Source organism: Paenibacillus piri (assembly GCF_004354045.1).
Classification (GTDB): domain Bacteria; phylum Bacillota; class Bacilli; order Paenibacillales; family NBRC-103111; genus Paenibacillus_S; species Paenibacillus_S piri.
Genome location: NZ_SMRT01000021.1, coordinates 11,991 through 25,240, shown reverse-complemented (window position 1 = coordinate 25,240; position 13,250 = coordinate 11,991). Strand labels below are relative to the sequence as shown.

Annotated in this window: 13 protein-coding genes; 4 read left to right on the top strand and 9 right to left on the bottom strand. The window is 49.2% G+C overall.

Translation table 11 applies throughout. The features are described 5' to 3' along the window. Positions 1-68: 68 nt before the first annotated feature. Positions 69-1,172, top strand: coding sequence for a citrate synthase/methylcitrate synthase (locus E1757_RS30095; RefSeq protein ID WP_133235262.1), 1,104 nt, complete (start codon positions 69-71; stop codon positions 1,170-1,172). A gap of 49 nt (positions 1,173-1,221) precedes the next feature. Here the strand turns inward: E1757_RS30095 and E1757_RS30090 are convergent, their stop codons facing one another. Both E1757_RS30090 and E1757_RS30085 read right to left on the bottom strand, forming a co-directional pair. Beyond that, a complete protein-coding gene (locus E1757_RS30090; RefSeq protein ID WP_165972359.1) occupies positions 1,222-2,973 on the bottom strand; it encodes a sensor histidine kinase in 1,752 nt (583 codons plus the stop codon). 33 nt (positions 2,974-3,006) lie between these two features. Next, on the bottom strand, positions 3,007-3,792 hold the full coding sequence (locus E1757_RS30085) for a response regulator transcription factor (RefSeq protein WP_133235258.1): 786 nt from the start codon (positions 3,790-3,792) through the stop codon (positions 3,007-3,009). A 603-nt stretch (positions 3,793-4,395) separates the two neighbouring features. Here E1757_RS30085 and E1757_RS30080 point away from each other — a divergent pair. The 3 genes from E1757_RS30080 to E1757_RS30070 all read left to right on the top strand — a co-directional run bounded on the left by E1757_RS30080 (position 4,396) and on the right by E1757_RS30070 (position 7,556). Further along, positions 4,396-5,721 (top strand): ABC transporter substrate-binding protein, encoded by a 1,326-nt coding sequence (locus tag E1757_RS30080; RefSeq protein WP_133235256.1) that lies wholly within the window; start codon positions 4,396-4,398, stop codon positions 5,719-5,721. Between the two features lie 102 nt (positions 5,722-5,823). After that, positions 5,824-6,720, top strand: a complete 897-nt coding sequence (locus tag E1757_RS30075) for a carbohydrate ABC transporter permease (protein ID WP_133235254.1) — start codon at positions 5,824-5,826, stop codon at positions 6,718-6,720. Next, a complete protein-coding gene (locus E1757_RS30070) occupies positions 6,717-7,556 on the top strand; it encodes a carbohydrate ABC transporter permease (protein WP_133235252.1) in 840 nt (279 codons plus the stop codon). Before E1757_RS30075 ends, E1757_RS30070 begins: the two co-directional genes overlap by 4 nt. A 158-nt stretch (positions 7,557-7,714) precedes the next feature. On the opposite strand, the gene E1757_RS30065 is transcribed toward E1757_RS30070, so the two are convergent. The 7 genes from E1757_RS30065 to E1757_RS30035 all read right to left on the bottom strand — a co-directional run bounded on the left by E1757_RS30065 (position 7,715) and on the right by E1757_RS30035 (position 13,105). Further along, positions 7,715-8,248, bottom strand: a complete 534-nt coding sequence (locus tag E1757_RS30065) for a dihydrofolate reductase family protein (protein ID WP_133235250.1) — start codon at positions 8,246-8,248, stop codon at positions 7,715-7,717. 224 nt (positions 8,249-8,472) lie between these two features. Continuing rightward, positions 8,473-9,039 (bottom strand): peroxiredoxin, encoded by a 567-nt coding sequence (locus E1757_RS30060; protein ID WP_133235248.1) that lies wholly within the window; start codon positions 9,037-9,039, stop codon positions 8,473-8,475. A gap of 20 nt (positions 9,040-9,059) precedes the next feature. After that, on the bottom strand, positions 9,060-9,305 hold the full coding sequence (locus E1757_RS30055) for a glutaredoxin family protein (protein ID WP_133235246.1): 246 nt from the start codon (positions 9,303-9,305) through the stop codon (positions 9,060-9,062). 131 nt (positions 9,306-9,436) lie between these two features. Further along, entirely contained in the window at positions 9,437-10,219 is a 783-nt protein-coding gene (locus tag E1757_RS30050; protein WP_133235244.1) for a winged helix-turn-helix transcriptional regulator, read from the bottom strand. Beyond that, positions 10,198-10,593, bottom strand: a complete 396-nt coding sequence (locus tag E1757_RS30045) for a Fur family transcriptional regulator (RefSeq protein WP_133235242.1) — start codon at positions 10,591-10,593, stop codon at positions 10,198-10,200. The genes E1757_RS30050 and E1757_RS30045 overlap by 22 nt, the downstream gene beginning before the upstream one ends. A gap of 259 nt (positions 10,594-10,852) precedes the next feature. Beyond that, the gene (locus tag E1757_RS30040) at positions 10,853-11,803 is read right to left on the bottom strand and encodes an EcsC family protein (RefSeq protein WP_133235240.1); all 951 of its coding nucleotides are present in this window, start codon (positions 11,801-11,803) and stop codon (positions 10,853-10,855) included. 30 nt (positions 11,804-11,833) lie between these two features. After that, the gene (locus tag E1757_RS30035; protein ID WP_133235239.1) at positions 11,834-13,105 is read right to left on the bottom strand and encodes an MFS transporter; all 1,272 of its coding nucleotides are present in this window, start codon (positions 13,103-13,105) and stop codon (positions 11,834-11,836) included. Positions 13,106-13,250 lie beyond the last annotated feature (145 nt).

Here is a 13,250-nt window from a genome sequence, read left to right as displayed (position 1 = left end):
GAGTTAACAATCAACATACTTTTCTGGGCTCCGACAACGGGTTCAGACGATAAGGATAGGTGAGCGCGATGGCAAAAGTAACCGGTTTGGATGGAATCGTAGCGGCGGAAACGGATATCAGCCTTGTGGATGGGGAACAGGGCCACCTCATATATCGGGGCTACTGGGCCAAAGATTTGGCGGTAAGCAAAGAATACGAAGAGGCTGCATATTTATTATGGTTCGGCGAGCTGCCGGATGAAGCCCGATTGGAGTCGGTCAGAAACAGTCTGCAAAGCAAACGCGAGCTGCCTGATCGCATCCGGAAGCTGCTCGAGGCGCTGCCTGCAACGATGCCGGTAATGAACGTGCTGCAGGTGGCCACTGCCGCGATGTCGGACGATACGCCCGCCTGGCCGCCGACAATCGGGCAGGCGGTCGAATTGACGGCGCTGCTCCCGACGATCGTAACTTACTGGCACAGAAAGCAGCTTGGTCTGCCTGCTATCGAACCGGACGCCCGGTTAGGCCATACCGCGAACTTTCTGTACATGCTGACAGGGGAACGTCCGAATCCCGCCCATGTCAAAGCGCTTAACGCTTATCTCGTTCTTGGCATGGAGCATGGCATGAATGCGTCCACCTTCGCTTCCCGCGTCGTCCTGTCGACGCAGTCCGATATGGCTTCCGCCGTCAGCGCGGCGATCGGCGCCATGAAAGGGCCGCTTCACGGCGGCGCCCCGTCTGAAGTGATTGCGATGCTTGACGCTATCGGCAGCAAGGATCATGCGGAAGCCTGGATCCGCGGCGTCCTCGGACGGGGCGAGAAGCTCATGGGCTTCGGCCACCGCGTCTATAAAACCCGCGACCCGCGTGCGGAAGCGCTGCGAGAAGTGACGGAAGCTTTGTCCGGCAACGATCCCTGGTTCGACCTGGCGGTGCAAACCGAGCAAATCGCCGTCGCATTGCTTGAAGAATATAAGCCGGGCCGCAGGCTGTATGCGAACGTGGAATTTTTCGCGGCAGCGATTATGCGCGCCATCGCGCTGCCGACGGCATTGTTCACGCCTGCGTTTACCGTTGCCCGCGTCGTCGGCTGGACCGCCCACCTGCTGGAGCAGGCGGAAATCAACCGCATTTTCCGGCCGCAATCGGTTTACACAGGACCGCAGCCCGAACAACAACAGCGCTAATTAAGCTGCACGGTGCAGCCTACAGCAAGACCTCCAGCCGCTCGAAAGCTTAAACCATCGGCAGCTTCATGTACACCGCCGTTCCCCACCCTTTTTTGCTGCGAATGACGATCCCGTACTGCTCGCCGTAAGCCAGCTTGATCCGTTTATTCGTATTGATCATGCCGATTCGATCGGAGAATTCGTCATCCCGCTCGAAGTCATGCCGTATTTTGCGAAGCCTTTCCCTGCTCATCCCTAACCCGTTATCCACAATTGCGATAAGGACGTCCGGACCAACCAGCTCAATCCGGATTTTGATCAGGCTGTTTCCTTCCTTTTCCTTAATTCCGTGATAGATGCTGTTCTCCACAAAAGGCTGAAGCAGCAGCTTCATAACCCGGCAGCCGATCACGACCGGATCGTATTCCCAAATGATATCGAACTTGTCCTCATACCTGTACTTCTGGATCTCGATATAGCTTTTCAAGTTTTTGATTTCCGTATTTAAAGAGACGGGCTCCTCCGGATTCGTCAGCGAATAACGCAATATTTCCGATAAATTATCAATGATTTTCGTTACCTGGTTCGGCCTTCCGGTCAATGCAATCGTCTCCCAGTTCAACGTCTCCAGCGTATTGAATAAAAAGTGCGGATTAATTTGCGATTGCAGCGCGGTCAGCTGCGCAACCTGTAATTTATATCTCCGCTCGGACAGTTGGACCTTCAGGAAGCTTTGCTCGATAAATGTTTTCACAATATTTTGGATGATGTACCCGAACTCGTCCTTGACCCTGTCCGGCAGCGGCGGCAGCGGATGTCCGCTCTCGGCGGAATCGAGAATATGAATGACATTGGATATTTGCTTGTAGCGGCTCCGCGCAAAATAGAAGGCCAGCACAAAGCCGAGCACAAACGAGACGAGCAGCAGCAAAATCGTAAATTTGATGATTGTAAACGGCACCTGGTACAACGCCCGCTGCGGCACGACGGATATATACTTCCAGCCGTATCTGGCCGAATTAAGCTGCGATACGATATACGATTCATTGTCAATTTTGGCCGTATAAAACGCTTCCTCCGATTTATAGATCGTCTCCAGGTTCAAATTCAGATCATTCAAGTAATTCGGCTGCTTGTCGCTGAAAATAATTTCGTTATTCTCATTAACGACCAGGATGGACTGCTCCGGCAAGGTGGATAATGACTTTAACACTTTCTCGATGTATTCCGGCAATATATTAAGGACGATCAAGCCGTTCACGGAGCTGATTCGCTGATAAATCGTAACGATGCGGGTCGGCTGCGATTCAAAGCTGAACGGCTTCACAAGCCGCGGCTCGATCCACATATTGATGTGCTGATCCTTTTTAATAAATTGCTGATACCACTGCGTATCATAATAGGCGTTGAAGTCGGTCAGGCCCTCCTTGGAGGAAATAAAACGCCCGTTATCGTTTGGAAGATAAATATAAAAAGAATCGATGTACGGTCTCGCGTTGGCCGGAGCGCTCAGGAAGCTTTTTAGAATCGTGTACGAAATGATCTCCTCATGGGTTAGCGAGCTGTTTCTCATTGTTGAAGCCAGCGCTTCGATGATCCGCTGATCGTTTCCGTAGACCAGGCTCATCGGATCGGTTTCGCTCAAAATCAATTCAATGTTTTCTTTCGTCTGCTTCAACAGGTTGATCGAGCTTTTATTGATATCTTCTTTAATATAATTTTGCGTAATGAGAATGGACAGCGCTCCCAATATAATGAGCGGTATAAGCAGCGGCAGCAAAAACATCGATAAATGCTTGATAAAAAATTTGGTCTTCATTCGCTCGCCTTCCATTCTGTCGATCTATCGCGGTCAGTGAGGGGAATCCCGGTATTCCCTGGGGCTTTTGCCAAAATACAGCTTGAACGCTCTCGAGAAGTTTTTGGCGTTATCGTAGCCGACCAGGTTGCCGACCTCATATGTTTTATACGTAAAATCTTTCAGCAGCTCGGCGGCCTTTTCCATTTTGACCGAAATCAAATAATCGGAAAAATTTTGTCCCGACCATTTTTTAAAATATTTGCTCAAATAAAATAAATTCATATGAAAGCCGCGCGCCACTTCCTCCAGCGTCACATCTTTATAATGCTCCATTACGTGGGACTTGATAGCAGCGATTTTTTTCTCGTGGTAATTTTGTCCTTCGCCTTCCGCTGATTCATCTGCCGTTTCCTCGGCCTGCGTCTCCACTATCGCCGGCGCCGCCGCCTCCTTCTGCCGTTCCTCATCCAGCTCGGCTTTAATCTTCGAGAATACCTCCAGCAGCTCTTCATACTTGGTCGGCTTGATAATATAGCTTTTGACTCCATAGATCAATGCCTTCTGGGCGTAGTCAAACTCCTTGTAGCCGGTCAAGAACACAACCTTCGTTTTGCTTTTCCGGTTGTACAGCTCCTCGGCCAGCTCCACGCCCGACATGACCGGCATTTTGATATCGCTCAGCACGACGTCGACCTCATGCTTCAGAATGAAATCCAGCGCCTGCTTGCCGTTCTTCGCTTCGGACACGATTTCAAAGCCAAGCTCAGTCCACGGAAAATAATTACAGATCCCGTTCCTTATTTTCGTCTCATCGTCGGCGACCAACAGCTTGTACATTTGAACCTCCCGCTCCGCCATCGCTATGCAATTCCCTTCAAGGTTATTATTTGCACAAATAGGTTTTAAATAAAATGGATGGTTCGTTTTGCTTACCCCAGCCTATTCAACGGCTGCATGCCAAAGGCCGGGATCCGGCTGCAGCGCTACCCATTATTATAGAAGATCGAATAACGGCATGACAACATGATGACAAAAAATGGGATCAAATGTTAAGTTAAGCCCCCTTTTCACATATGCCGAAGCTTTCGCCAAGCCGGTTGCGGAACGTGCGGCTGACAGGTTCGGTTAAAAGCTGCCAAGGATATTGTTTGAATGAACGGGCAACTTACATCGTAGAACGCTTGTTTTCGGCAGCGTCAAATTCCCGCCGTCTTGTAGGCATTCCGTCGCAAAATAAACACATACAGCAATTTTCAATCGCAAATTATGACGTCAAATGTTAAATCAAGCACCCTTTCATTCGCTATTTTTGTCGAAATTTCGGACAAATAATCAAACCTTTTGCCAAACCAGATGCATTTCATCGCGAAAATTCGCTTGATATAATTAACTGTGCAATTAAACATGTACCTGCAAATTTGACTGAAAAGGGGAATAGACATGACTAAAGCGAAAAAATTGGTTAGTTCCGCAGTAGCAATTTCATTAATTTCGACAAGCCTTGCCGCCTGCGGCGCCGGCTCCCAAACCTCTCAAGGCGGAGGCGCTTCCGACTCCGGCAAGCCGGTAACATTACGGTTCGCATGGTGGGGCAGCGATGCACGTCATAAAGCGACTCTGGACGCTATCAATTTGTACAAGCAAAAAAATCCGAATGTCACCATTGAAGCCGAATACGGCGGCTTTGACGGCTACGATCAAAAAATGAAAACCCAGCTTGCCGGCGGAACGGCTGCCGACATTCTTCAGCTGGATCAGCCCTGGCTTGCGGAACTTAGCGGCGGCAACGAGCTTCTGCTTGACTTGAACAGTCAAAAGACTATCGACCTGAAAAACTTTGATGCCACATATGTAAAAGATTATGTAACTTACAACAATAAAGTTGTCGGTTTGCCGATGGGAACGAACGGCCGTACCGTCTTTTTCAACAAAACGTTAGCCGACAAAGTGGGTATTAAATACGACCAGAACTGGACATGGGATAGCCTGCTGGAAGAAGCCAAAAAGCTGCATGATAAAGACAGCAAAATGTACCTGATGAATGGCGACTTGGGCGTCACCAACATTATGCTGATGTCCATGCTGAAGCAAAGAACAAACGAGCCGATGGTCAAAGACGACTACACCTTATCGTTTACGAAAGCGCAAGCGGCCGAAGCATACACCTGGATTCAAAAAGCTTATCAAAACGGCGTATTCCAACCGCTTGGCGAAGCTCAGCTGTTCTCGAAAAAAACCGACCAAAATCCGAAATGGATCAACCAGGAATTTGTTGCCATTGAAGGCTGGAGCAGCGAGTTCCCGAAATTCCAAGAGTCGCTTCCTAAAGGCACCGAACTTGTAACCGCACTGCCGGCCGCTTTTTCCGATGCTAAAACCGGTCCTGCTGCAATCCGTCCTTCGATGGTGATCAGCGTAAATAAGAAAACCGAAAACCAGGAAGAAGCGCTTAAATTCGTCAACTTCCTGCTGACTGATCCGGAAGCGGCTAAGCTGCTTGGCGATGTCAGAGCGGTTCCTGCGGTCGAAGCCGCTAAAAATGCGGTAGTTGAAGCGAATAAATTGGACAAAAACATTTCAAATGCCGTAGATCTTGCTTCCAAAAAACCTGCTGTACCGGATAATGCGATAACTCAAAACTCCCAGCTTAGCGATATCAGCCAAGATATTATTCAAAAGGTTGCATTTAACAAGCTGACTCCCGATCAGGCAGCGGACGAACTCATCAAACGTTACACCGATAAGCTGAAAGAACTGAAAAAATAATTCGTACAACGGTCTGTTCTGTCAGGAACACAGAAATAAGGGTGCCGCTGAAGTTCAGCGGCACTTCTGATTCGACTGAAGTACACGTAAGGGTGATGATAGGTGAAAGTAAAAAAGAATTACCAGTATATCGGCCTGCTATATATTAGTCCCTGGATACTCGGGTTTGCATTATTGGAACTGTACCCTTTTATTGCATCGTTATACTATTCCTTTACTTCCTTTGATCTGATAAACCCGCCGAAATTTATCGGCTTAAAAAACTATATTACGATGTTCACGCAGGATGAAACATTCTATAAGACTTTAAGAGTCACCCTGATTTATGCTATTATCGCTGTCCCTCTCAAGCTGGCGTTTGCCTTGTTCGTAGCCGTCGTCTTGACCGTGAAGCTGAAAAGCGTCAATTTTTTCAGAACCGTCTATTATTTGCCTTCCATATTGGGAGGAAGCGTAGCCGTAGCCGTCCTGTGGAGATTTTTATTTATGAAAGAAGGGATTGTGAATCAGTTTACTTCATTCTTTCATATTCCGCCGGTCAACTGGCTCGGAGATCCAAGTACAGCGCTCTTTACCATTTCCATGTTGAATGTATGGCAATTCGGTTCCTCCATGGTACTTTTTCTTGCGGGGTTGAAGCAAGTACCTGCCGAGCTGTATGAGGTCGGCCGCGTCGAAGGCGCCTCGAAGATGCGGATGTTCTTCTCCGTAACATTGCCTTTGATAACTCCGATTTTACTGTTTAACCTGGTTATGCAAATTGTTAACGCGTTTCAGGAATTTACCGGCGCGTTCGTCATTTTGCCTGACGGAGGACCGCTTCGTTCCACGTACCTGTTCGGTATGAAATTGTACGACGAAGGCTTTAAGTTTTTGAAAATGGGCTATGCATCCGCTTTGTCATGGGTGTTGTTCGCGATTATTTTGGCGTTGACGGCGCTAGTCTTCAGATCTTCCTCCTATTGGGCCCATTACGAAGATGGAGGTGATAAACGATGAGATCGGAAAGCACGCGCAAAACGATTACGTTTATTTTAATGTGTTTGTTCGGTATTGTTATGATCTATCCGCTCATTTGGCTGTTTACCGCATCGTTTAAAACAAATGAGGAAATTTTCGGGTCCCTTAGCCTGCTGCCTAACAGCTTCGACTGGTCGGGCTACATTAACGGCTGGAAAGGATCGGGTCAATATACGTTCGGCCTGTTTTTCCTCAACACATTCAAGATGGTTATTCCAACTGTAGTCTTTACGATTATTTCGACAACTATCGTCGCCTACGGCTTTGCCCGGTTCAATTTTCCGTTGAAAAACTTATTGTTCTCGTTAATGATCTCCACCTTGATGCTGCCGAACGCGGTCGTAATCATTCCGAAGTACATTATGTTCAAAAATTTCGATTGGCTGAACAGCTACCTGCCGTTTATTATGCCGGCTTTGCTGGCCACTCACGCATTTTTCATCTTTATGATTGTGCAGTTTTTCAGAGGGCTGCCGAGAGAGCTGGACGAATCGGCCAAGATGGACGGCTGCAACTCGTTCATGATTCTCGTGCGCATCCTGCTTCCGCTGTCCGCACCGGCTCTGATCTCCGCGGGAATCTTCCAGTTTATATGGACATGGAACGATTTCTTCAACTCCTTGATCTACATTACGAGCGTGAAAAAGTTTACGGTATCGCTCGGTTTGCGGATGGCGCTGGACAACTCGTCCAGTACGCCATGGAATCAAGTGTTGGCGATGTCCGTGCTGGCGGTTATCCCTTGCGTGCTCGTATTTTTCTTCGCGCAAAAATATTTTGTGGAAGGGATCGCCACGACCGGGATCAAAGGATAAGCGACTGCTCCGATCGTACAGAGAATCTAAATGCAAATATTAGCTGCATAGCGGCGATGTGATAATTCAGACTGTGACCCGTAAGCTTGACCAGCTTATGGGTCATTTGTCATTCAACCGCCGTTCATTACCACAATAGCAGCCTCGTATTCTGCTTATCATTCTGAGGGTTGATAGGATAAAATGGCCACACCCGTTGTCGTTGTCTTTACGCCTGCCAGCTTCAGGCCTCTTTGACCCTGTTCCATAAAGAATCGTTTGCCCTTGCCCAATACTACCGGATGGACCATAAAGTGATACTCGTCGATAAGATTGTGCTCCATCAAGGTGCGAGTCAATTGACCGCTGCCATAGATCAGATATTGTTGATCCGTTTCCCGCTTAAGCCTGTTCACTTCTTCTACAATGTTATTCTTGATAAAACTGGCGTTCCATTGGGGTTCTTCCAGCGTGGTGGTAGCCACATACTTGGGCATGGTATTCATCTTGTCGGCACCCTCCTCCTTCACCTTGGGCCACGCTGCGGCAAATCCTTCGTAAGTAACTCGTCCCAGAATTAGCGCGTCGTTCGCGTAGAACACATCGGATTGGAATTTGGCCATTTCATCATCCCAATAAGGCATGTGCCAATCCCCCGGCTCTTCCATGACTCCGTCCAGAGATAAATACATCGATACTGTGATTTTTCCCATGTTTCAATCCCTCTTTCATGTTTTAGATTTCTTATAGTTAGAATATACCATATACGGAATATTCCTGTAAAGGAATATTTAATGAAAATTTCGAAAAATTGCGAGATCGATTTTAAAACCAAAAAAAGAGGCGATCCCTCAGCCATACTCTTGGCTTTGGGACAACCCCTTTTTTTTGCAGCTGCGCTTAGGATGGCGTGTTCGCGCCTGGTTCCATGCCGCGCTTAGTCCAAGGTGCGCTCGCCCGGCTTCCAGTTGACCGGACACAGGCCACCCGACTGCAAAGCCTGCAAAATGCGAAGCGTCTCTTCAACGCTGCGGCCAACGTTCATATCGGTCACGACCTGGTAACGGACGATGCCTTCGGGATCGATGATGAACAAGCCGCGGTGTGCTGCGCCTGAAGCTTCGTCCAGTACGCCGTACGCCCGTGCGGTCTCTTTCTTGAAATCGGAGGCAAGCGGATAATCGATCGGCCCGATGCCCTGCTGGTCGCGCGGCGTATTGATCCATGCGCGATGCGTATAGACGCTGTCTACCGAAACGCCTACGATTTCGCAGTCCAGCTCGCGGAAGCTTGCCGCATGATCGCTGAATGCGATAATTTCCGTCGGACATACATACGTAAAGTCATACGGCCAGAAAAACAGCATCAGCCATTTACCGCGATAGCTTTCCAGCGTAACGTTCTCCTCCAATGTCTCCATATTCAGCGTGGACGGAAGATCGAAGGCCGGCGCCTGCAGACCGATTTTTACAGTGTCGATAGGTTGAGTAGGTTGTTGGGTCATCGTATTCTCTCCTTCTGCTCTTATTGAGCCAGCGCTTTTTGGATACGGGTCGGATTAAAGCCTAAAATATGAGTCTCGCCGATAATCGTAACCGGCAGCGCGCTTACGCCCATCGATTGCAGTTCATCGATATAGGCTTCGTTCGCGTCAATATTTCTTTCTTCAAAAGTGATGGACTGATCGTTTAAATATTGCTTCAGTTTGGAGCAGTACGTGCATGTATTGCTCGAATAAACGATAACCTGCGATGCGGATGCTGTGGACATGTGCATTCCTCCTTGTCAGTTAATTTATATTTAAACTAAATATAAATTGTTTACAAGAACGATCTTATCATGCCGGCCTGGCATCCATCATGAAGGTTGGATGAAAGGTTGATGAAGATTTCATGAAGCCTTCAATCGGCGATCCGGTAACCGACACCGCGAATGGTGGCGATATATTTGGGCTTCTTCGGATCGTCTCCAAGCTTTTGCCGCAAGCTTTTCACATGCACGTCAACGGTGTTGCTCCCGCCGAAATAATGTTCGCCCCATACGCGATCCATCAGCTGCTGCCGGCTGAGCGCCGCGCCTCCGGCATCGAGGAGCGACTTGAGCAGATCGAATTCGGTCTTCGTCACTTCAATCCGGTCTGTTCCCCTATACACGGCGATGCGATTGCCGTCGACCATCAAATCTTTAAGCTGCCATTGCTCATTGCGCTGTCCGTTCTGGCGCGTCCCCTGCTGCAGCAGCTTATGAACTCTCTCCAGTACCTGCTCCAGCGTACTCGTCTTCCAGTTCATTAACGTCGCAGCTGCAAAGCTGCCTTGCTCATCGCCGGCAAGACCGGCCAACTTCTCCGGACGAACGAGCCGCAGCGCAGGCACTCCCTGAAACCGGGACAACGCCTTGGCGGCCGTCTCCAGCTCCGTTTCCTGGGTTAAATCGATAATCATCAGATCAATCGGCAGCGCACCCAACGCTTCATCGTCCAAATGACGGAAGACGAGCACGTCATAGCATTTGGCCGTCAGCTCGCGCACGAGCAAGTGCAGCGAATAAGGAAGCGGGCTGATGACGACAATACGATGTGTGGTGCTGCAATAATCGCCCGCGGCCACACCGTCGGCAATCGGTTGAAACAATAAGGACCCGGTATCGTTGACCGGCGTACTCAATTCGTTTTCTCTCTGCATGCGGGGCACACTCCTTTCACCAAAACATGCTGCTGTTCAATCGTATAACCGGTTTCCGCAGCGACGGTTTGCAGCCATTTTGCAGGAAGCTCGGTAAACACCTCGTCCACCTTGCCGCATACGGTGCAGACGATATGCTGGTGTTCCTCCGTACAAGCGTCGTACCGGCTTGCATCTCCATCGAGCTTAAGCTCGCGGATCATACCTTCCTCTGACAAATAACGCAGCGAATTATAGACGGTCGCATAGGCAAAATGCTGGTCTTTACTTTTCAAACGTTCGATCACTTCAGCCGCAGTCGGATGGTCATGGCTTTCCGTCAAAATATCGTACACCGCTTTGCGCTGCACCGTAAGCTGTCCTCTTCTTGTCATGGCGGACCTCCGAATATTTATTGTATTTAGATTAAGTTTAAACTTAAACATCGTATAAGTCAATTAAAAAGCCCGGTGTGCCGTATCCGCACCAACCGGGCTCGCTTTTATCGAATTTATTAAGGTTGACCCTTCAAATGAATTTCCAAAAATAAAAGCAATGACGTATAAAAGTCCAATTGATTTTCATATTTGCGGAAGCCGTGGCCTTCGTTCTCTTTGATCAAAATTTCATCTGCACACGGCTACTATTTCATTTTTAATTCCGAATGGCGGCTTTTCCGGCTTCAATCGCTTCCTGAACAACGCTTTCCCCATATTTATTAGCCAAATACAGTCTGCGGAAATAGTCCTTAGCATTCGTATGGTTCATTTGCTGAAACGCCAAATTCAATCCTCCGTTCAGCACGGCACCTGCAATGGGAATCAGCATGCCCAATTCTTTTTCAGTGATGACGACTCCGAGCCGTTGGGAAATCATACGTACCAGATGAATGAGCTGGGGGAACGCCGTTTCTTTCGTCAATTGCTTCGTCAGGTCGCCCACATGTCTGGCTGCAAACTTCGCGGACTCCCTGATTTCGTTGATCGCCGCGGCTTTCGTCACCATGAAACCCTCATCCGACGAGCTTGAGCTCGGCGCCATCGCCGACAAAATATGCGGGACGTTCGTCAATTCGACGGATGAGTAACCATACGAGGTGGCGATTTGGCAAACATGCCGCGACATGATCGTCATCGAAGCGGCTACGTCGGCAATGACTATAGACGGAATTGCCAGTTGGGCAAAAGGCACCGCTTCCAGCAAAGTTGTCGCCGCCCCCATCACGGCGCCTTCGGTAGCCACAATAAGCGCATTGCTGACATCAAAGGAATCCGCCACCTTGTCCATTTGGTAAAGCGGCAGACTGCGGATTTGTTCGATGCCGGCCAGCTCGATCTGCCATTTTTTCCGGAATTCCTTTTTCACCGCTTCTTCGCCGGTCAGCAGATTCGCGGCCCGGATCGTTTTCTTCAGCGATTTTTCGATCGTGACGTCGATGGAATCGACCGCTTTTCGTATGTATTTGTTGTCGCTTTGATGCGCAGCCTCCAACACCTTGGTGACCGGCTTGCCGGCCATGTCGAGTGCGATTTTGACCGGGTTCGGCTTCACTTCGTTTTTGGCGATTTCGCCGATCACTGCCGCTTCGTAGTCTTCGAATACCATGCGGAAACCTCCTGAAAGTCCGTTGAATTGCTACTGTCGTTCATAGTCTGCCCGTTTGCCTGTCTCAATAATTTTACCGTATTGGGCGGCCAGCATCACAAAGTGAACAAAAAATACCGCTGCAATGATGTAAAATACGACGGGTATGCCGAAGCTGCTTGCAACCAGTCCGCCGAACAGCGAGCCCGATACGTTCCCGAGCGAATTGGCGCTTGTATTATAAGCGAATACGCTCCCCTGGATGCCGGTCGGCGTCAATTTCCGCAGCAGCGAGCTGATCGAAGGAACGAGTCCGCCCACGCACAGTCCGGCGACAAAACGAATTCCCATCAACGACCACGGATTCGTCACACTCGCTTGCGGCAGGTACAGGATCGAAATCAGCAGCACGCAGCATAATAAAATAAGCAAATGTCCGTACCTGTCTCCCATCCGCCCCAAAACCGGCGCCGCTATAATCGTACCTAGTGCGCTTGAAGCAAAAATGAGCCCGGCCATCAGCTCGACATGGTTTTCGACATGCAGCGTTTTGACATACAGCGTAATGATCGGACTAATGCTTTGAAAGCTGGCCGCGATCAAAAAGGTGGATACAAACAGCGTCAAAATAACCGGAGATTGCCGGATTACTTCGCCGAGCGCCAGCTGCTTTTTGGGCTGCAAGCCGGAGTTTCCCGCGATAGCGTGCTTTTCGCCGCGCTTGCCGAACGCTCGGAAGCTGAATTTCGGGTACGTTCTCGTTTCCTTCAAGCCGAACATGGCGAGCAGCGAAGCCAGCAAAATAAAAAAGCCGGTGAAAAAAAACGAGTTCCGCATCCCAAGCCATTCCGCCATAATTCCGCCCAGCAGCGGACCGAGCAGCTGCCCGGCCACTTGTCCCGTCTGCAAGGTACCGAGCGCTTTGCCTACATGCGCCTTGGGCGTTTCAATCGCCATCAAAGCGACAGCGCAAGTGGAGAATCCGCCCATCGTCCCGAACAAAGCCCGCAGCACCAGCAACTGAACGGGCATATGAACGAGACCCATAGCTGCAATGGTTACGCTCATCCCCAAGCCGGAGCGCACCATCGTCATTTTTTGCCCGTACTTGTCCGAAAATTTCCCCCAAAAAGGCGACATTAAAGCAATCATCAAATGATTAATGCCGAAAATCATCGCCGACCACAATGCCGCCTGCTTCACATCGTGAATCCCTAATTCTTGAACATACAACGGCAGGAAAGGAATAATCATCCCGATCCCGACCGAACAAAAAAAGTTGCCGAACCATAAAATGTAAAGATTGCGCTTCCAAGCTTCCATCTGTCATTTCCTTCTTTGTCTCAATATGTGTCCTTTTCCACTGTATGACCAATCCTGCGCACCGTCAAGCGGAAAATCGCACATCCCCGACACAAAAATAAACACTTTCGCCGTCCGTTATCGAGGACGCGCGCATTTATCAAAA

Bases quoted from the DNA above. Each gene is read 5' to 3' on its own strand.
- E1757_RS30035 (WP_133235239.1), bottom strand. From the start codon at position 13,105: ATGGAAGCTTGGAAGCGCAATCTTTACATTTTATGGTTCGGCAACTTT.
- E1757_RS30040 (WP_133235240.1), bottom strand. From the start codon at position 11,803: ATGGTATTCGAAGACTACGAAGCGGCAGTGATCGGCGAAATCGCCAAA.
- E1757_RS30045 (WP_133235242.1), bottom strand. From the start codon at position 10,593: ATGACAAGAAGAGGACAGCTTACGGTGCAGCGCAAAGCGGTGTACGAT.
- E1757_RS30060 (WP_133235248.1), bottom strand. From the start codon at position 9,039: ATGACCCAACAACCTACTCAACCTATCGACACTGTAAAAATCGGTCTG.
- E1757_RS30050 (WP_133235244.1), bottom strand. From the start codon at position 10,219: ATGCAGAGAGAAAACGAATTGAGTACGCCGGTCAACGATACCGGGTCC.
- E1757_RS30080 (WP_133235256.1), top strand. From the start codon at position 4,396: ATGACTAAAGCGAAAAAATTGGTTAGTTCCGCAGTAGCAATTTCATTA.
- E1757_RS30065 (WP_133235250.1), bottom strand. From the start codon at position 8,248: ATGGGAAAAATCACAGTATCGATGTATTTATCTCTGGACGGAGTCATG.
- E1757_RS30070 (WP_133235252.1), top strand. From the start codon at position 6,717: ATGAGATCGGAAAGCACGCGCAAAACGATTACGTTTATTTTAATGTGT.
- E1757_RS30090 (WP_165972359.1), bottom strand. From the start codon at position 2,973: ATGAAGACCAAATTTTTTATCAAGCATTTATCGATGTTTTTGCTGCCG.
- E1757_RS30085 (WP_133235258.1), bottom strand. From the start codon at position 3,792: ATGTACAAGCTGTTGGTCGCCGACGATGAGACGAAAATAAGGAACGGG.
- E1757_RS30055 (WP_133235246.1), bottom strand. From the start codon at position 9,305: ATGTCCACAGCATCCGCATCGCAGGTTATCGTTTATTCGAGCAATACA.
- E1757_RS30095 (WP_133235262.1), top strand. From the start codon at position 69: ATGGCAAAAGTAACCGGTTTGGATGGAATCGTAGCGGCGGAAACGGAT.